Source organism: Streptomyces sp. DSM 40750 (assembly GCF_024612035.1).
Lineage (GTDB): Bacteria > Actinomycetota > Actinomycetes > Streptomycetales > Streptomycetaceae > Streptomyces.
The window spans coordinates 11,447,711-11,465,200 of sequence record NZ_CP102513.1; the positions used below are offsets into that span (position 1 = coordinate 11,447,711).

Annotated in this window: 17 protein-coding genes; 2 read left to right on the plus strand and 15 right to left on the minus strand. The window is 69.5% G+C overall.

Annotation, left to right across the window (positions count from 1 at the left end; all coding sequences use genetic code 11):
* Positions 1-202: 202 nt before the first annotated feature.
* Positions 203-1,210 carry an NAD(P)H-dependent glycerol-3-phosphate dehydrogenase gene (locus JIX55_RS50295; protein ID WP_257561215.1) on the minus strand — a complete coding sequence of 336 codons (1,008 nt, stop codon included), beginning with the start codon at positions 1,208-1,210 and terminating at the stop codon, positions 203-205.
* A 136-nt stretch (positions 1,211-1,346) separates the two neighbouring features.
* Between JIX55_RS50295 and JIX55_RS50300 the strand changes: the two genes are divergently transcribed.
* A complete protein-coding gene (locus tag JIX55_RS50300; RefSeq protein ID WP_257561214.1) occupies positions 1,347-1,481 on the plus strand; it encodes a hypothetical protein in 135 nt (44 codons plus the stop codon).
* Positions 1,482-1,660: 179 nt separating this feature from the next.
* Here JIX55_RS50300 and JIX55_RS50305 read toward each other — a convergent pair whose 3' ends face one another.
* The 14 genes from JIX55_RS50305 to JIX55_RS50365 form a co-directional block, all read right to left on the minus strand.
* Entirely contained in the window at positions 1,661-2,587 is a 927-nt protein-coding gene (locus JIX55_RS50305) for an ABC transporter permease (protein WP_257561213.1), read from the minus strand.
* Entirely contained in the window at positions 2,574-3,371 is a 798-nt protein-coding gene (locus tag JIX55_RS50310; RefSeq protein WP_257561212.1) for an ABC transporter ATP-binding protein, read from the minus strand. Before JIX55_RS50310 ends, JIX55_RS50305 begins: the two co-directional genes overlap by 14 nt.
* A gap of 36 nt (positions 3,372-3,407) precedes the next feature.
* Positions 3,408-4,514: an aliphatic sulfonate ABC transporter substrate-binding protein gene (locus tag JIX55_RS50315; protein WP_257561211.1), complete on the minus strand. Its 1,107-nt coding sequence runs from the start codon at positions 4,512-4,514 to the stop codon at positions 3,408-3,410.
* Positions 4,515-4,738: 224 nt separating this feature from the next.
* On the minus strand, positions 4,739-4,840 hold the full coding sequence (locus tag JIX55_RS51815; protein ID WP_443046683.1) for a putative leader peptide: 102 nt from the start codon (positions 4,838-4,840) through the stop codon (positions 4,739-4,741).
* Positions 4,841-4,979: 139 nt separating this feature from the next.
* Positions 4,980-5,438, minus strand: coding sequence for an RrF2 family transcriptional regulator (locus tag JIX55_RS50320; protein WP_257561210.1), 459 nt, complete (start codon positions 5,436-5,438; stop codon positions 4,980-4,982).
* A 92-nt stretch (positions 5,439-5,530) separates the two neighbouring features.
* On the minus strand, positions 5,531-6,430 hold the full coding sequence (locus tag JIX55_RS50325; RefSeq protein WP_257561209.1) for a TauD/TfdA dioxygenase family protein: 900 nt from the start codon (positions 6,428-6,430) through the stop codon (positions 5,531-5,533).
* A gap of 75 nt (positions 6,431-6,505) precedes the next feature.
* Complete coding sequence (locus tag JIX55_RS50330; protein ID WP_257561208.1) at positions 6,506-6,874, minus strand: 4Fe-4S dicluster domain-containing protein; 369 nt, start codon at positions 6,872-6,874, stop codon at positions 6,506-6,508.
* On the minus strand, positions 6,871-8,484 hold the full coding sequence (locus JIX55_RS50335; RefSeq protein WP_257561207.1) for an FAD-dependent oxidoreductase: 1,614 nt from the start codon (positions 8,482-8,484) through the stop codon (positions 6,871-6,873). Before JIX55_RS50335 ends, JIX55_RS50330 begins: the two co-directional genes overlap by 4 nt.
* On the minus strand, positions 8,481-9,839 hold the full coding sequence (locus tag JIX55_RS50340; RefSeq protein ID WP_257561206.1) for an LLM class flavin-dependent oxidoreductase: 1,359 nt from the start codon (positions 9,837-9,839) through the stop codon (positions 8,481-8,483). The genes JIX55_RS50335 and JIX55_RS50340 overlap by 4 nt, the downstream gene beginning before the upstream one ends.
* 115 nt (positions 9,840-9,954) lie before the next feature.
* Positions 9,955-10,905, minus strand: a complete 951-nt coding sequence (locus JIX55_RS50345) for an ABC transporter permease (protein ID WP_257561205.1) — start codon at positions 10,903-10,905, stop codon at positions 9,955-9,957.
* Positions 10,902-11,750 (minus strand): ABC transporter ATP-binding protein, encoded by an 849-nt coding sequence (locus tag JIX55_RS50350; protein WP_257561204.1) that lies wholly within the window; start codon positions 11,748-11,750, stop codon positions 10,902-10,904. The genes JIX55_RS50345 and JIX55_RS50350 overlap by 4 nt, the downstream gene beginning before the upstream one ends.
* 4 nt (positions 11,751-11,754) lie before the next feature.
* The gene (locus tag JIX55_RS50355; protein WP_257561203.1) at positions 11,755-12,801 is read right to left on the minus strand and encodes an ABC transporter substrate-binding protein; all 1,047 of its coding nucleotides are present in this window, start codon (positions 12,799-12,801) and stop codon (positions 11,755-11,757) included.
* Between the two features lie 492 nt (positions 12,802-13,293).
* Positions 13,294-14,523: an acyl-CoA dehydrogenase family protein gene (locus tag JIX55_RS50360; protein ID WP_257561202.1), complete on the minus strand. Its 1,230-nt coding sequence runs from the start codon at positions 14,521-14,523 to the stop codon at positions 13,294-13,296.
* 13 nt (positions 14,524-14,536) lie between these two features.
* Positions 14,537-15,106 (minus strand): winged helix-turn-helix domain-containing protein, encoded by a 570-nt coding sequence (locus JIX55_RS50365; protein ID WP_257561201.1) that lies wholly within the window; start codon positions 15,104-15,106, stop codon positions 14,537-14,539.
* A gap of 1,172 nt (positions 15,107-16,278) precedes the next feature.
* Between JIX55_RS50365 and JIX55_RS50370 the strand changes: the two genes are divergently transcribed.
* A complete protein-coding gene (locus JIX55_RS50370) occupies positions 16,279-17,415 on the plus strand; it encodes an LLM class flavin-dependent oxidoreductase (RefSeq protein ID WP_257561199.1) in 1,137 nt (378 codons plus the stop codon).
* Positions 17,416-17,490 lie beyond the last annotated feature (75 nt).

Below are 17,490 nucleotides of genomic sequence, written 5' to 3' on the forward strand. Positions count from 1 at the left end.
AAGCGGGCGCGGCAGAACATCTTCCAGCGCAGCCACCTGCCGGGGCAGGCGCGTGAACCCGGTGAGCATCCACCCCACGAGGGCGGCGGTGGCGGCGAGTTGGACAGCGGACAGCACGGAAGTCGCGTGCATGAAAAGGGGCCTCCGGGATAGGGAGGTTGAAGTGGTGGGGGCGCCCCTGTGCGGCGGGGGAGCCAGGGGGTCAGTGCTCGGGCTTGGGGGGCCGCTGCATCAGTGCGGCGGCGGCCTGGTCGAGCGTGACCTTCTCGTGCAGGAGCGCGGAGATGACGTCCGTGATCGGCATATCGGCTCCGTGAGCGCGGGCCAGTGCGAGGACCGCTTCAGCGGACTTGACGCCCTCGGTGGTCTGCCGGGTCGCGGCGGCTGCCTCTTCGACGCTCAGGCCGTGGCCGAGATGGGTGCCGAAAGTGCGGTTGCGTGAGCGCGGGGAGGAACAGGTCGCCACGAGGTCGCCGAGTCCGGCCAGGCCCGCGAGGGTGGCGGGGTTGGCGCCCATCGCCACGGCCAGGCGGGTGGTCTCCGCAAGTCCCCGGGTGATGAGCACGGCCGTCGCGTTGTGGCCCAGGCCCATGCCGGTGGCGGTGCCCACGGCGAGCGCGATGACGTTCTTCACCGCGCCGCCCATCTCGCAGCCGACCACGTCGGTGCTGGTGTAGGGCCGGAAGTACGGGGTGAGGCATGCCGCCTGGACGCGGCGGGCGGTGGCTTCGTCCGGGCAGGCGACGGTGGCGGCGGCCGGCTGGCCCTCCATGATCTCGCCCGCGAGGTTCGGCCCCGACAGCACCGCGATCCGCTCCGCGCTGACGCCGGTCACCTCGGCGATGACCTGGCTGGCCCGCTTCCCGCTCGTGACCTCGATCCCCTTCATCAGCGACACGATCACGGTGTCCGGGCCGATGTGCGGCGCCCACGCGGTCAGGTTCGCGCGCAGGGCCTGGGCGGGGATGGACAGTACGAGGTAATCCGCGCCGTCCAGGGCGGCGGTCGGCTCCGTCGTGGCCGTCAGGGAGGCGGGTAGCTCGACCTCGGGGAAGTAAGCGGGGTTGCGGTGAGCGGTGTTGATCGCCTCGACGACCTCGGCGCGGCGGGCGTGCACGGTGACGTGTCCGCCGGCGTCCGCCATGACCTTGGCGACGGCGGTACCCCAGGACCCTGCCGAGAACACCGCCGTGCGGCTGTGCTGGCTCACTGCGGGGTCCTCTCGCTGGTGGCGGGGCCGCCACCGGGGCGGCCGGGCTCGGGCATCGTATCGGCCGTCCCGGCCTCGTCGTGCCGTGTCGCAGGGCGTCGCAGGGTCAGCAGAACGGCCCGGCGGCCGTGGAGGGATGGATTCCACCAACCTGACCGCAGAGGCAACCGCCGACAGCATCCTGCAAGGCCTCGCGAGGGTCGCCTACCTCCTCAACCTCAACCCGAGCGACAGCATCACCGACGCGAACGACTCGATCCACAACTCTTGACAATGGCTCTCGAGCGGGCGCCGCGACCAAGTGTGGGCGACTCAACCAGCTGCCGTGATCGGGTCCTGCCAACATCACCCGGACCTGATGCGACCGCGTGGCGCCGGCAGGAAGGCTGAGACCTCCAGGGCAATGACTGCTTATGCCCAGCGGACCGGTCCTGCTTGCGATCCGTTCGTTCAGCGGGTGACCAGCAGTCCCCGCCCGCGCAGCACCCGCCGCTCCAGCGGGCTGAAGATCAGCAGGTCGATGGCGATTCCGACGAGCAGGATCAGGAGGATGGCCAGGAAGACCTGCGACATGCTGGCGTTGGTCCGTCCGTTCTCCAGCAACTGGCCGAGGCCGACGCCGAGGTCGGGCGATGAGGCGATGATCTCGGCGGCCATCAGTGAGCGCCAGGAGAAGGCCCAGCCCTGCTTCAGGCCCGCCAGATAGCCGGGCAGCGCCCCCGGCATCACGATGTGCCAGGCCTCGCGCAGCCCGGTCGCGCCCAGGGTGCGCCCGGCGCGCAGGAAGAGCGGGGGGATCTGGTCGATGCCCGCGACGAGGCCGTTGGCGATGGAGGGGACCGCGCCGAGCAGGATCACGGCGTACATCATGGAGTTGTCGAGGCCCAGCCACAGCACGGCGGGCGGCACCCAGGCCACCGACGGCAGCGACTGCAGACCGGACAGGATGGGGCCGATGGCGGCCCGTACGAACTTCACGCGGGCGACGAGCAGGCCGAGCGGCGTGCCGATGGCGAGTGCCATCAGGAAGCCGAGCAGGCCGCGCGAGACGGAGGTCCAGATGTAGTCGAGGAGCGTGCCCTGCCGCCAGGCGTTGGTCACCTCGTCCCAGACCGCGGACGGTGAGGGCAGCTTGTAGTCGGGGATGATCCCGGCCCACACCAGCAGTTGCCAGATCACCAGGACCAGTGCGATGGCGGTGATGGGCGGCAACACCTTGCGGATCAGGGTCTCGCGCAGTGGCGTACGGCCGACCTGCGCCGAGTCCAGGGCATCGAGCCCGGCCTCCAGCCCCGCCAGATCCTGCCTGTCCTGTGGCTCCCCGGTTGCCGACGAGCCGATCTTCTCGACGTCGACGCCGGTGTCAGTGCTGGCCATGGCGGCGGATCTCCCCACGCAGTTCTTCGGTGATCTCGACGGACAGCTCGGCGACCGCGCTGTCCTCGATGCGGCGCGGCTGCGGAATGCCCACCGTCCACTCCTGGGCTATCCGTCCCGGCCGCGAGGACAGCAGCACCACCCGCTGGGCCAGCTTTACCGCCTCGCGCACGTTGTGCGTGACGAACAGCACCGACAGTCCTGTCTCGTGCCAGATGCGGGTCAACTCGTCGTGCAGCACGTCGCGGGTGATGGCGTCCAGCGCGGCGAACGGCTCGTCCATCAGCAGCAGTCGGCTGTCCTGGGCGAGTGCACGGGCCAGTGCGACGCGCTGCCGCATGCCGCCGGACAGTTCGTGCACCCGCTTGCGGTACGCCCCCTGCAGCCGTACGAGTTCCAGCAGCCGTTCGGCCTCCTGGCGGCGCTCCGGCTTGGCGACCCCGCGCAGTTTCAGCGCGAGTTCGATGTTCTTGCCCGCGGTCAGCCATGGGAACAGCGCGTGATCCTGGAACATCAGGGCGGGCCGGCCGTCCGTGTCGATCGAGCCGGCGGAGGGCAGGTCCAGTCCCGCGACCAGGTTGAGCAGGGTGGACTTGCCGCAGCCCGAGGCTCCCAGGAGGGTGACGAACTCGCCCGGTGCGACATCAAGCGTGATGTCGTCCAGCACGAGCTGCTGCCCGCCGGGCGCGCCCGGCGCGGCGAAGGACTTCGAGACGTGCTCGATACGGGCGGCGTGCGTCACCGCAGTGGCGTCCTCGGCAGCCTTGGCGATCGTGGTGGCCATGGTCGTCACCTCCTGGAAACTGGGGGTCGGTTGTCGTTACTCGGCGCCGAGACCGGCGTCGTCGACCTCGTCCTTGCCCTCGGTCTTGAGGACCTTGTTGAGGGGTGCGAGGTCGTAGATGCCCTTCAGGTTGGGCTCCTCCAGCAGACCGGCCTTGACCGCGTGCTCCGCCTCGGTGTTGAGGGTTGAGGCCAGCGGGTCGTCGAGGAAGGTGATGGACTCCCAGGCCGGGTCGATTACCTCGGCAGGCAGAGCCTTGCCGGACTCCTTCTTCAGCGCCTCGTTGGCGGCGGCCTTCGCCTTCTCCGGGTTGGCGTTGATCCACTCATTGGTCTTCACCGCGCCGCGCAGCACGGCCTCGACGACGTCCGGGTGCTCCTTGAGGAAGTCCTGCCGCACGATGATGTTCGTGATCACGAACTTCTTGTCCGGCCACAGGTCCGCCTCGTCAAGGAGCACCTTCGCGCCCTCGGCGACCAGCTTCGACGCGGTCGGCTCCGGCACCCAGGCACCGTCGATGGCACCGGACTTGTAGGCGTCCGGGACGACCGAGTTCTCCGTGCGGACGACGGAGACATCGCCCTTGCCGCTCTGCGCGTCGACCTTCCAGCCCTGGTCCGCGATCCAGTTGAGGAACGCCACGTCCTGGGTGTTGCCGAGCTGTGGGGTCGTGATCTTCTTGCCCTTGACGTCGTCCAGGGTCTTGATCTTGTCAGGGTTGACGACGAGCTTCACCCCGCCTGAGGCGGAACCGCTGATGATGCGCAGGTTCTTGCCGTCGGCCTGGGTGTAGCCGTTGATGGCGGGGGAGGGGCCGATCCAGCCGATGTCGATTGATTCCCCGTTCAGGGCCTCGATCTCGGACGGGCCGGCGTTGAAGGTGGCCGCCTTGATGATGGTGCCGCCGAGCTCCTTCTGGAGCAGGCCCTCCTGGACGCCCACGAGAGCGGTGGCGTGCGTGAGGTTGGGGAAGTATCCGATCTTCACCTCGTCGACGGAGAGCTTCCTGGCGTCCGCCGCGACCGCGGTCTGCTTGCCGTCGTCAGTGGACTCGGAACCGTAGCCGCAGGCGGTGAGCAGGAGGGGAAGTGCGGCTATAACGGCAAGGGTGCGCAGGGCGGTGAGCGGTCTTGCGGCAGACACGACGGTGTCCTCTCAGAGGATGGTGAGCAGGAAGGTACGAAATTGCGAGGCGAACTGCTTTTGGGCGTGCACCAAACGCTCCACTCCTCGGCCGTCGGCGGCAGGCGTGCCGGCGCGCGCTGAGATGTGGAACGTGGGGGGAGTCCGGCCGAGGGTGTCCGATCCGCCGACAGAGGCGGGGAGAGGAGGCACTGCTGGTTCGGAGCGCGTCAGGTTCTGTGGCGTCAGAGCGGCCGACAGATGGCACTGGACGTACGGCCGAGGTCGATGTGGCGGCGCGAGGTCAGAAGGAGCGGCAACCGGCCTGTGCAGTCGAGCGTTTCCATCGTCACCCCCACAGTTCCCTAGTTTTCCTACCGGGTTGCTAGGGATCGTGGCAGAAGGTGGCGTCTACCCCAAGGGGGAGTTCGCATCGTGGACGGCGTTATCCCGCTCTTTGAGATCGGTGGTGGTTGGCCCAGCGTGTCAGGGGTTTACCCAGGCGTCGGGGGTGTTGGTCAACGCGGATACTTCGGCGGGCAGTTGGGCCGATGCGACGTCGGCGAGCGATACGCCGTCGAGGATTTCGCGCACGTTGGACCGCAGTGCGATCCACAGGGGGAGCAGTGACTCGGCGGGGCCGGTGTAGGACAGTTCCGGGGGGCGGACGCCGCGCACCGAGACCAGCGGGCCGTCCACGGTGCGGATGACGTCGGCGATGCTGATGGACTCGGCGGGCCTGGCCAGCCGGTAGCCGCCGTTGCCGCCGCGCTGGCTGAGGACGAGGCCGCCCCGGCGCATGTCGTTCAGGATGCTTTCGAGAAATTTGTGCGGGATGTCCTGGGCGTCGGCGATGGCCTCCGCCTTCAGCGGCCCTTCGTCCCGTGAAGCGGCGAGTTGCAGTGCGGCACGTACCGCGTAGTCCGCTCGGGCTGAGATCCGCATGTGTGCATTATCCCGTACGGCTTCGGTCGGTGTCCGTTGCGGGCGGGCCGCCGGGCAGGAACGGGTGTCCCTGCCCGGCGGCCCGCGGGGCATCAGCCCGCGGCGGGGGTGTAGTGGGAGGCGTCGTCGCCCTTGAGGACGTGGCTGAGGGTGCCGTCGACGCCTGCGGGGATGTCGCCCGCGACGGTCACCCGGTGCAGCAGGCGCGGCAGGGCGCCGTAGTCGTCCGGGGCGTAGTGCTGGGTGATGCGGTTGTCGAAGAGGACGAGGTCGCCCGGCGTCCAGGTCACGCGCACGATGTTCTCGGGGCGGGTGACGTACGACTGGAAGATGCGCAGCAGGTCGCGGGAGTCGGAGGGGCCGAAGCCGACGATGCTCTGGGCGAAGCCGCCGATGTAGAGTCCGCGTTCCCCGGTCTCGGGGTGGACGCGGACGACAGGGTGGGCGGTGCGGTACTTGCGGGAGACGAACCGCTTGCGGTGTTCGGCCGCCTTCTCGTTCTTCGGGGCGGCGTAGTCGTAGTCGTTGGTGTGTACGGCCCAGAGCTTGTCGGCCAGCTCGCGCAGCGGCTCGGGCAGATCCCGGTACGCCGCGGCCGAGTTGGCGATGAGGGTGTTACCGCCGTAAGGCGGGATCACGATGCCGCGCAGTGTGGACGCCTTCGGGGGTGTACGGACGAAGGTGACGTCGGTGTGCCACTGGTTGGCACGGATGCCCTCGTCGCCGTCGACGGGCAGGATGTGGGGCTGGCCGTCGACGGAGGGGACGGTGGGGTGCGCGGTGGTGAGTTCGCCGAAGAGGGAGGCGAAGCGGAGCTGGCGGGCGTCGTCGAGGTGCTGGTCGCGGAAGACGAGTGCCTTGTGTTCCAGGAGCGCGGAGTTGATCTCGGTGATGAGGGCGGGGTCGAGGTCGGCGGAGAGGTCCACGCCGAGGATCTCGGCGCCGATCCGGCCGCCGATCCTGCGGACGTCGAAGCCGGTGCTGGTGGTCATGTGCGGGTGTTCCTTTCAGGAGGCCATCAGCCGGTCGGGAGCTGACCGGCGAGGAGGTGATCAGGCGGGCGGTCGTCAGGAGGTGATGGGCGGGGTGGTTCCCTTGGACCCCGGCGGTCCGAGGGAAGGGCCGACGGCCCGTAGCGCGCCGGGCGTGCGGCCTGGTCCCCAGCCGATGTGCCGGCGGTAGCTGCCGAGCAGGCCGGTACGGTCCAGGTGGTCCTCGTCGCGGGCGGTGGAGTCGTCGGGCAGCGGGCGGGTCACGGGTGCGACGTACAGGGCGTCGGCCGGGCAGTTCGCCTCGCACTGGAAGCAGGTCTGGCAGTCGTCGCGGCGGGCGAGCACGGGGATGCCGTCCTCGCCGCGGTCGAAGACGTTGGTCGGGCAGACCTTGATGCATATGTCGCAGGTGATGCAGCGTTCCGCCGAGACCAGTTCGATCATGAGGCCACCTCCAGTGGTGCCGCTGATGCCGGCGGGGCGGTCGGCAGGGGCTCGGTGCGGGTCCACACCTGGTCGAGGCCGCCTGTGACGACGCGGTGGTGCTGCCCGGGGTCCTGTGTCGGGTGGTCGAGCCGCTTGGCCATGCCTCGGGTCTCGGTGCGGGCCAGCGCTGAGGCGTACATCCAGCGGGCATGCGCCGCCATTGCCGCCGCCTGCCGGGCCCGTACGACGTCTTGGCCCTCGGCGTGCAGGGAGGCGCGGGACTCCTCCCACACGCCGTCGAGCACCTCCAGCGAGGCAGCGAGCCGGTCACCGTGGCGCAGATAGTTCTTCTCGTACGGCAGCACTTCGCCCTGGACGGTGGCGATGACGTCCCGGAAGCCGTCGGCGGGGCCCGGGGCGCCGCTGGGCCGGAGCCCGGCGCCACCCGCGGCCACCAGGCGCCTGGTACCGGCGCGGACGCCGAGGGAGCGGGCGTGGCGGGCCGCGCCCCGGCCGGCCCAGGTGCCGGAGGAGATGGCCCAGGCGGCGTTGTGGCTGCCGCCGCCGGTGAAGCCTCCGCAGATCAACTCACGGGTCGCCGCGTCACCGGCCGCGTACAACCCGGGGACGGTGGTGGAGCAGTCGTCGCCGGTGATGCGGATGCCGCCGGTGCCGCGCACGGTGCCCTCGGCGAGGAGCGTGACGGCGAAGAGCTGGGTGAAGGGGTCGATGCCGAGCCGGTCGAAGGTGAGGAAGAAGTTGGGCTGGGCCGGCCGCATCGCCTGCCGGGCCGCCGCGTCCGCCCGGTCGAGGCGGCAGTACACCTTCTCGCTGAGCAGCGCCCTGGCGATCACGGACCGGCCGCCCTGGCTGGCCGCACCCTCCAGGACTGTGCCGTCCTCGTGGTAGAAGGTCGCGAAGGAGTAGAAGGCGGTCTTGGTGACGGAGGTGCCCTCGGGCGCGATGCCGTACGCGTTGGAGAACTCCATCCCGGACAGCTCCGCGCCCACCTCGGCGGCGAACAGCGCGCCGTCGCCGGTGTTGACGTTGCAGCCGAGAGCGCCGCTGAGGAATGCGCAGCCGCCGGTGGCCAGGACGACCGCCCCGGCGCGCACCCGGTACGGCTGCCCGGTCTGACGCTGGTGGCCCCTGGCTCCGGCGACCGCTCCGGAGGGGTCGGTGAGCAGTTCGGTGGCGGGGCTGTGGTCGAGGATGCGGGCCCCGGCGCGCTGGACGCGGATGCGCATCCTGCGCATGTACTCCGGTCCTTGGAGGCCGTTCCTGAGCTGCTTTCCGTCCGGTCCTGTGGGGAAGGGGTAGCGTGCGGCCGCGGCCAGCTCGTTCACGCCCGCGTACGTCTGGTCCAGGACCCGGGTCATCCAGCGCCGGTCGGCCAGGAATCCGCCGAGTGCCTCCCTGCTCGCCATGGCCGCCTCCCGGGCGGCGGGCTCCGGAGGGACGTACCAGACGCCGGTTCCGGCGGAGGCGGTGGCGCCGCTTGTGCCGCAGTAACCCTTGTCGGCGAGGACGACGTCCGCGCCGTCCTGGGCCGCTTTGAGCGCGGCCCAGGTGGCTGCGGGACCGCCGCCGACCACCAGGACGTCGGTGCTGAGTGCCAGTCCGGTCATGCGGGCCGTCCTTCTTCTGGTGCGGCCGCCGCGGTGAGCCGGTTGGCTGGGCGGGGCAGGCCGTAGTTCTCGCGCAAGGTGCGGCCGGTGTACTGGGTACGGAACAGGCCGCGTCGCTGGAGGATGGGCACCACGTGATCGACGAAGTCCTCCAGGCCGCCCGGCAGATGGGGCGGCATGATGTTGAAGCCGTCGGCGGCGCCCTGGGTGAACCACTCCTCGAGCTGGTCGGCGATCTGCTCCGGGGTGCCGGCGAGGACGCGGTGGCCGCGGCCGGCGCCGAGGCGGGCGATGAGTTCGCGAAGGGTGAGGCCGTCGCGGCGGGCGAGTTCGGCGACGAGCGTGAAGCGGCTCTTGTTGCCGTTGATGTCCCGTTCCTCGGGCAGCTCGGGCAGTGGCCCGTCCAGTGGGAGCCCGGTCAGGTCGGTGCCGAGCATGCCGGACAGCTGGGCGAGGCCGTACTCGGGTACTTGGAGGTTCGTCAGCTCCTGTTCCAGCGCGCGGGCTTCCGTCTCGGTCGAGCCGATGACGGGGGCGATGCCAGGGAGTACCAGCAGCTGGTCCTCGGTGCGGCCGTAGCGGGGGAGCCGGGACTTGAGGTCCTTGTAGAAGGCTTGGCCGTCGGCGAGGGTCTGCTGGGCGGTGAAGACGGCCTCGGCGTACTGGGCGGCGAACTCCTTGCCGTCCTCCGACGATCCGGCCTGCACCAGCAGCGGGTAGCCCTGCGGGGTGCGCGGTACGTTCAGCGGGCCCTGCACCCCGAAGTACGCCCCGCGGTGGTTGATCTCCCGCACCTTGTCGGTGTCGGCGTAGACGCCGCGTTCACGGTCGAGCAGGATCGCGTCGTCCTCCCAGCTGTCCCACAGCTTGGTGGCGACATCGAGGAACTCCCGCGCCCGCTCGTAGCGCAGCCGGTGTTCCAGGTGCTTGTCCTGCCCGAAGTTGCGGGCCTCGTTCACGGTCCCGGAGGTGACGATGTTCCAGCCGGCCCGGCCGCCGCTGATGTGGTCCAGGGAGGCGAACTTGCGGGCGGTGTGGAAGGGTTCGTTGAAGGTGGTGGACACGGTGGCGATCAGGCCGATGTGCTCGGTGACCGCTGCCAGGGCGGACAGCAGGGTGAGGGGTTCGAAGCCGCCGAGGGCGTTGTGCCGGACCTTGCCCCACAGGGCCAGGCCGTCGGCGAGGAAGACCGAGTCGAGCAGGCCGCGTTCGGCGGTCTGCGCGAGCTGCTGGAAGTAGCGCAGGTCGGTGACGCGTTCGGGCTGGGTGCGCGGGTGGCGCCAGGCGGCGTCGTGGTGGCCGGCGTTCATCAGGAAGGCGTTGAGATGCAGGCGTCGGGGGCTGGCAGCGGGCATGGGGTTCCTCGGATCGGGGGCGGTGAGACGCGGGGGCGGTGAGACCATCGGGCAGGAGGCGGGAGCGGGACCGTGCGACGGGACCGGGTGGAGGTAGGACGAGCGGGCGGCCGGGTCAGCCGTCGGCGGGTACGCGCCAGGAGCTGAGCCGCCGCTCCACGGTGACCAGGAACTGGTTGAAGGCCACGCCGATGGCGGAGATCGTGATGATGCCCGCGTACATCTGCGGGATCGCGAAGTTGAACTGCGAGGCGTTGATCAGATAGCCGAGGCCCGCCTTGGCGCCGATCATCTCGGCGGCGACCAGCACGAGAATGGACACCGCTCCGGCCAGCCGGATACCGGTGAACATCACCGGCACCGACGCCGGCAGGATGACCTTCTGGAACAGCCGGGGCGCGGACAGGTCCATCGACTTCGCCAGCTTCAGCAGGGTCGGGTCGACGTTGCGGACCGCGCTGATGGTGTTGAGCAGGATCGGCCAGGTGCACGCGTACACCACGATGGAGATCTTCGAGGTCTCGCCGATGCCGAGCAGCAGCACGAACACCGGCAGCAGGGCCAGCGCAGCGGTGTTGCGGAACACCTCCAGCAGCGGTCCGAGGAGGTCGGCGACCGGCCGGTACCAGCCGATCAGCAGGCCCAGCGGCACGGCGACGGCGACGGCGATACCGAATCCGCTGAACGAACGCGTCAGGCTGGCACGCGCGTTGTCGGCGAGCTGACCGTTCACGGCCAGCTCCCACCAGGCGCGCGCGACCTCGCTGAACGGCGGCAGGAAGGTCCGGTCGACCAGGCCGAACCGCGGGGCGGTCTCCCACAGCAGCACCAGAGCCAGGATCGCCGCGGACTTGGTTGCCCCGTTGAGCAGCAGATTCGGCAGTCGGCGGGCCGCCTGGCGGAACCGGGCCGTCGCAGGGGCGATTCGGCGCTCGTCCGACGGCGATGCCCCCGGTGGCCTGGATGCCGCGGGCGTAGCGGAGGGAGGGCGAGGGGCGGGCTCGGTGGTGCTCACGGAGTCCGGCGCCGTGGTCTTCTCGGTGGCCGTGCCGGTTGTGGTGCTCATACGGAAGCCGCCTCCTTCTCCAACTGCTGGGCCCTGGCCACCTCGTCGTGCAGCAGCGACCAGATCTCGTGCCGGTGTCGCGCGAACTCGGGGCTGGAGCGGAGGTCGTCCGTCGCCGTACGGGAGCCGAAGGCGACCGGCACGATCTGCTTGATACGGCCCGGCCTCGACGTCATGACGGCGACGCGCTGTCCCAGGTAGACGGCCTCTTCGATGCCGTGCGTGATGAAGAGGACGGTCTTGCCGGTGCGCTGCCAGATGCGCAGCAGTTCGTCCTGGAGCGATTCCCGGGTCTGGGCGTCCAGCGCGGCGAACGGCTCGTCCATCAGGAGCACATCGGGGTCGTAGGCGAGGCTGCGGGCGATCGCCACCCGCTGCCGCATCCCGCCCGACAACTCGTGCGGATGGCGGTCCTCGAACCCGGACAGACCCACCAGGTCCAGGAACTCCCGGGCGCGGGCGGATCGTTGGCGCCGTGGGACGCCGGTGGCCTCCAGGCCGAACTCGACATTGCCCTGCGCCGTGCGCCACGGCAGCAGCGCGTACTGCTGGAAGACGATGCCCCGGTCCAAGCCCGGGCCGGTGACGGGTCGGCCGTCCAGCAGGATCCGTCCGGCGGTGGGCCGGGCGAGGCCGCCGAGCAGCTCCAGCAGCGTCGACTTTCCGCAACCGCTGGGACCGACCAGGACGATGAACTCGCCGGCCGCTATCTCCAGGTCGATGCCGTCGAGGGCGGTGAAACGGGTGGTCTGCCCATCCCCCCTGCGGTCCTTGACGGTGAAGTCCTTCCGTACGTCCTCGAACACGACCTTGGGCGTCGTCGATTGCGTGGTGGATTCCGGCATGGGATCAGCTCCCGCTCTTGGTGGCGGAGGACGACTTCTGGTTGCCGTTGAACTCATTGGTGTAGAGGTCCGACAACGTGACCTGGCCCTTCTGGATGTCACCGCGTTCGACCAGCCAGTCGATCCACAGCTTGAGTTCCTTGCCGGTGATCAGGCCCGACTTCTCGGCGACGCCGTAGGAGCGCCAGTACTTCAGGGGCGCGGTGTCCTCGTTGCGGCCGCGCTTCTTCACGATCTCGGTCATCCGGGCGACGACCTCGCCGTGCGGAGTGGAACGGGACCAGTCGATGGCCCGTCCCACGGCGGTGACGAAGGTCCGGGCCGTGTCCGGGTTCTGCTTCAGGAACCGGTCGGTCATCACATACGTGCCGGCGCTGAAGGCGCCGAGCAGTTTGTAGTCCGTGAAAAGCGGGCGGACACCACCGGCCGCCAGTGCCTTGTCGCGCAGAATGCCGCCGAGCACGGCGACCTCGATCTGCTTCTGACGCAGCGATTGCTCGGTGTTGACCGGAGGCACCACGAGCGGCTCGACCTTGCCGATGTCCGCCCGGGACAGACCGTTTCGTTGCAGATAGATGTCCAGCATGGCCTCGGAGTGGGCGCCGAGGGTGTTCATCCCGACTTTCTTGCCGATCAGGTCCCGGGCCGACCGGATCGGGCTGTCCTCAAGGACGTAGAAGCCGTTGTAGGCGTACTTGTCGGAGCCGTAGTAGCTGATGACGGACTTGATGGGGGCGTTGTTCGCGGCCAGTTTGACGACCGCGCCGTTGAACGCGCCGCCGAAGTCGATCTGGCCCGTGGCCGCGGTCTGGATATCCTGCGGACCGCTGATCGTGTTGCCGACCCACTCCAGCTTCACATCCTCCAGGTAGCCGAGGTCCTCGGCCAGCTCGGGCAAGATGACCTGGCCTGCCCAACCCTGGTATCTGAGGGTCTTGGTCTGGTTCTTGGCGGCAGTGGCCCCGGATGCGGACGTGCCGCAGCTCACGGCCACCGCCGAAAGACCGAGCAGGGAGAGGAACTGGCGTCGGGTCGATGCCGTAGTGGCCATGGAAAGATCCTGTTCAAACGAATGGGGAATGGCGTGAAAACGGTGGAATGAAGAACACCCACCGAAAGCGGTGCCCGTTGACCGGGCGCAGGCAAGTCCGGGCCGAAAGAGGAATGAGGCCCCATCAGGAATGCCGACGAGGAATCAGTCGTTCACGACAGCAGAGGTATGGTCGTGATGGTCGACTGCGAAATGGAGCGGGAGAGCGGCGCCCGTGCCCGTCGGCTTGTTCAGCGGCCGACGGCACAGATGGCGCTGGCCTGACGTCGCAGATCGACGTGCAGGCGCGCGGCGAGGTTCTCGGAGTTGCTCACAATCACGAGAGTTGCAGCGAAATCCGGCCAAGTCAATGTCGCTTGCGCGGACTTCTCGTATTCTGAACCACCCGACATGTGAGCGAAGTGCCGTGTTCACAATTGCCTGGATGCCGGGTCGTGTGGCCAATACCGATCATGCCGAGTCCGCCGGGGAAAGGCTCAGCGCATCGCAAGGTCATACAGGCAGGACGAACGGAGGGTGCGTCCCGTTGAGAAAGTAGTCCCCGACATCGCGGAGCCGGTGGGCGACGGGCTCGTACAAGGTGTGGGTCCGGGCATTGCGCCAGAAGCGGTCGAAGCCCAGCCGCGAGGACGCGGAGCGGGCGCCGATGATGTCGAGGGCGCGGGCGGTGGATTCCTGTGCGGCCTTGGATGCGGCGGCTTCGGCCATGGCCACGAGAACGGAGATCTCCGCGTACTCGTCGTAGGTGAGGTCGTCGCAGCGTACGAGCCCGCCGTGCACGGCTTCCAGTGCTTGAGCGGCGAGCGCGGAGGCGGAGCGGGTGAGGACGGTGAGTTCGCCGTAAGAGGTCAGTACCTGCGGGTCCTGGGGGGAGCCGACCGGCCAGTCCGGGTGCCAGGGTGAGTGGCCCGCCCTGCTGTACTCACGGGCTTCGGCGAGCACTCCCTCAGCCATGCCGAGGCGGAGCTGGATGGACAGGAGTCGCCCGACCGGCGATGCCAGAGCGGTCAGGGGCGTCAGGACGTCCTCGTCCGCGGACAGGGAGCCGAGTACGGCGTCGGCGGCGACCGGTACGGCGTCGAACTCCACGCTCCCGCCGGCCGCGAGCCGCTGGCCGAAAGTGTCGGCGTCGCCATCGATCCCCACACCGTGATGGGCGGGATCGACGACGACGGCGAGGGGCTCGCCGGTGTCGGCCCGTGCGGCCCGCACGGCGAGGCGGTCGGCGACCAGGACCCCGGTGGCGTAGCTCTGCCGACCGTCGAGCACATGGCCGGTGGCTGTCCTGGCCAGCGTCGGAGGCGGATCCTGACGGGCGAGACCACCGCCCCAGCACCACTGCTCCGCCGCGGACAACCGCTCAACCTGAGCGGCGTGGGCGGGCTCGGTGAAGAACCGGGCGCTCCACGACAGGAAGTAGTGACAGCCCAGTAGTTGACCGATCGCACCGTCGGCCGCGGCGATGTCCCGGACGACGGCGTAGGCCGTGGGCCAGTCCGCGCCGCCGCCCCCGAGTTCGGCCGGTATGAGGAGTGTCAGCAGTCCCGACTCGCGCAGCCGGGACACCTCGTCGAACGGGGCCTTGCCTGCCTGCTCCCTGGCCGCCGCGTCCGTGGCCAGGTCGTCCGCCGTCTCGCGGGCCACGCGCAGCCAGTGCGCACGGCCGGGCCCGGTCCGGTCGGATTCCGAGGTGGGGCCGGACGGCGCAGTGGCAACGCCCATGGCAGGGGTCTCCTCAAGGTCGGCGGCAGGCTGCGGTGTAGGGGTTCTCTTGCTGCTCGGGCACGTACTTGTAGCCCACGCGCCGTACGGTGACGATGCGGTGCCGGTGAGCCCTGCCCAGCTTGCGGCGCAGGCGCGCGATGTGGACATCCACGGTGCGGCCGTCGCCGATGTGGTCGTAGCCCCAGATGCCGGCCATCAACTGCTCGCGCGAATGCACCTGGTGGGGGTGCAGAACGAGATGGGCCAGCAGCCCGAACTCCAGGTAGGTGAGGTCGAGTTCGCGTCCGTCCACCTCTGCGACATGGCGCGCGTGATCGATGCGGACGCCGCCGCCTCCCGTCTGCTGCGCGGAAGGTGAGTCCGTGTGGGCGACAGGCCGGATCTCCGGCCGTGTCACGTCCTTGGCGAAGAGCTGGGCGGGATCGGTGCCCTCGGGAACGAGCACGAGATAGCCAACGAGGGGAGCGGATCCGTTTCCCTTGTCGCCGTCCTGCGCGAGGTCGCCCACGAGGCGGAGATGGCGCATGTCGGGGAGTGGCGAGTCCGATGGAGCGGCCTGGGCCGGAAGTGCCGTGGTCATGGCGGTCGTCCTTCAGAAGTACGTCGGGCCGTCAGACGCAGTGGGTGGTGCGCCTGATCACCTGGGATGAGAGAGAAGGAGCGGAGCGGCACGCGCAAGGTTATGAGCCGCGTGCCTTACGCGCGACAGCAGGCGGCGCTGACGACGTGACCAAAGTCGACATGCCGACGACGAACGAGTCGTTGCTGCTTGTGGGACATGCGCATCATCCTGCGCGCCCGCCGGGCGGGCCGTCAACGCTTTCCTAGTAAATCAATAGGAAATGTAGGTCACGCAACACCATGGGTGGGCTCACCGGCCACCGTCACCGCCGACCGCCGGGCGGGCCTCGGGCGCCGTCGCCTCGCCCTCTCCAACCGGGCACGAAGTCCGGCCAGATGGACCCTGAGCTGCCTGGAAGGCGCGGTTGCGCGACGGAGTTGACCACCATCGCGAAGACCAGCAGCGCGGCGCCAGCGGTCAGCCGGCGGCCCACGTGGCGTCGCGGCACGATCCCCAGCAGATCGGCGTCGGTGACCACCCCGTGCGGCCACGTTCGTGGGTGCAGCGCAGGCACAGCGCTGGTACGGGGCGGTGGCTGGGCTTCGGCGTCATCACGCTCGCCGCGTCCCTCAACGCGACCGGTACGGCTGCCGCGCGCGGCGGAGCCGGTCCGTACTTGATCGTATGGGCGCACCACGCGCGTCTGTCGACCACGCACAGGAACTGCTCAACGCCGGTCCGGTATCCGGGCCGTGGTTGACGAGAAGCGAGATGTACTGCTCAATTAATCGCATGAATGCCGAGCAGCGCCTGGTCACCCGTGACCACATCGACTTCGGTCGGGTGTGGTCCGCCGCGTGTTGCGCCTGACGCGGCAGCGGGCCGTCTGACCGGCCCTTCCCTCCCTCGGCGACCCCGGTCGCGGGGCGAGGTCCTCCCTTCGTGGCACCGCCGTACGCATGCGCTGAACACACGCTGATCCACGTACGGACGGTCCTACGAGATCTGACACGCGCTGCCGCCACCCCCACCTCGGCCGAGGCCCATGCCCCGGCGTCAACACACCTGCTCACCACCTGGTTCTAAGCACCCTGAAGCGCCGTCGTACCCGGCCGTACCGAGGGCTGCTCCGCCGTGCCCGCGAGCTGCCGACGGCACGGCCCAGAGGACTTGAGGAAAGGCCATCTCCCATGCCAGTGGAGTTCCTTGGAATCGCCGCCACCAACGACGGCTCCGAAACCACCCCGCGCTCCGGCGCCGCCTTCGACAAGGAGTACACGCTCCGGCTCGCCCGGGCGCACGAGGACCACGGCTGGGACCGGGTGCTGTTCGCCTACGGATCCGGATCGCCCGACCCCGCGCCGGCCGCCGCCTACATCGCGAGCAGGCTGGACCACCTCCAGATCCTGCTGGCCCACCGGCCCAACGTCTCGTACCCGACCTTCGCCGCCAAGACCTTCGCCACCCTCGACCAGATCAGCGAGGGCCGGCTGACCGTGCACTTCATCACCGGCGGCAACGACCACGAACAGGGCCGGGAAGGCGACACCCTGACCAAGGACGAGCGCTACGCCCGCACCCGCGAGTACATCCGGATCGTCAAGAAGATCTGGACCACCCACGAGCCCTTCGACCACGAGGGCGAGCACTACCGGTTCCACGACTTCGTCAGCGATGTCTTCCCCGTCCAGCAGCCCCGCCCGAACGTGTCGTTCGGCGGTTCCTCCGCTGCGGCGTACGAGGCCGGTGGCGCCGAGGCCGACATCTACTGCCTGTGGGGCGAGCCCCTCGCGAGGACCGCAGAGCAGATCGAGAACGTAAAGGCGGCCGCGAAGGCCGCGGGCCGCACCGATCTGCCGCGCATTCAGGTGGCGTTCCGCCCGATCATCGCCCCGACGGAGGGGCTGGCCTGGGAGAAGGCCCACCGGACGGTCGGTGCGATCAAGGCCCGCAAGGAGAAGGGCGAGGCGATCACCAAGCGCCACAACGGCAATGCGCGGCCCGAGAACAGCGGCTCGCAACGGCTGATCGCCATCGCCGAGGCGGGGGAGCGCTACGACCGCGCCCTGTGGACCCCGACGGCCGCCGCCACCGGTGGCGCGGGCAACTCCAACGCCCTGGTCGGTACGCCCGAGACCGTGGCCCAGGCGCTCCTCGACTACTACGACCTCGGCGTCGACATCCTCTCCGCACGCGGCTACGACCTGCTGGGCGACGCGATCGACTTCGGCCGGTACGTGATCCCGATCGTCCGCGAGGAGGTCGCCAAGCGCGACGCCGAGCGGGCTGCGCGCGGCACGCAGAACCTGGCGGCGGTGAGCGGGTGACGTCCGCACCTGAACTGACGACCGCTCAGGTCATCGTCGCTGACCCGAGAGTGCAGCCACGGCCGCGCGAACTCG

Coding starts and splice junctions, on each gene's coding strand:
- JIX55_RS50300 (WP_257561214.1), top strand. CDS start 1,347: ATGGATTCCACCAACCTGACCGCAGAGGCAACCGCCGACAGCATCCTG.
- JIX55_RS50365 (WP_257561201.1), bottom strand. CDS start 15,106: ATGACCACGGCACTTCCGGCCCAGGCCGCTCCATCGGACTCGCCACTC.
- JIX55_RS50370 (WP_257561199.1), top strand. CDS start 16,279: ATGCCAGTGGAGTTCCTTGGAATCGCCGCCACCAACGACGGCTCCGAA.
- JIX55_RS50320 (WP_257561210.1), bottom strand. CDS start 5,438: ATGCGGATCTCAGCCCGAGCGGACTACGCGGTACGTGCCGCACTGCAA.
- JIX55_RS50330 (WP_257561208.1), bottom strand. CDS start 6,874: ATGATCGAACTGGTCTCGGCGGAACGCTGCATCACCTGCGACATATGC.
- JIX55_RS50325 (WP_257561209.1), bottom strand. CDS start 6,430: ATGACCACCAGCACCGGCTTCGACGTCCGCAGGATCGGCGGCCGGATC.
- JIX55_RS50335 (WP_257561207.1), bottom strand. CDS start 8,484: ATGACCGGACTGGCACTCAGCACCGACGTCCTGGTGGTCGGCGGCGGT.
- JIX55_RS50360 (WP_257561202.1), bottom strand. CDS start 14,523: ATGGGCGTTGCCACTGCGCCGTCCGGCCCCACCTCGGAATCCGACCGG.
- JIX55_RS50355 (WP_257561203.1), bottom strand. CDS start 12,801: ATGGCCACTACGGCATCGACCCGACGCCAGTTCCTCTCCCTGCTCGGT.
- JIX55_RS50310 (WP_257561212.1), bottom strand. CDS start 3,371: ATGGCCACCACGATCGCCAAGGCTGCCGAGGACGCCACTGCGGTGACG.
- JIX55_RS50340 (WP_257561206.1), bottom strand. CDS start 9,839: ATGCCCGCTGCCAGCCCCCGACGCCTGCATCTCAACGCCTTCCTGATG.
- JIX55_RS50350 (WP_257561204.1), bottom strand. CDS start 11,750: ATGCCGGAATCCACCACGCAATCGACGACGCCCAAGGTCGTGTTCGAG.
- JIX55_RS51815 (WP_443046683.1), bottom strand. CDS start 4,840: ATGGAAACGCTCGACTGCACAGGCCGGTTGCCGCTCCTTCTGACCTCG.
- JIX55_RS50345 (WP_257561205.1), bottom strand. CDS start 10,905: ATGAGCACCACAACCGGCACGGCCACCGAGAAGACCACGGCGCCGGAC.
- JIX55_RS50305 (WP_257561213.1), bottom strand. CDS start 2,587: ATGGCCAGCACTGACACCGGCGTCGACGTCGAGAAGATCGGCTCGTCG.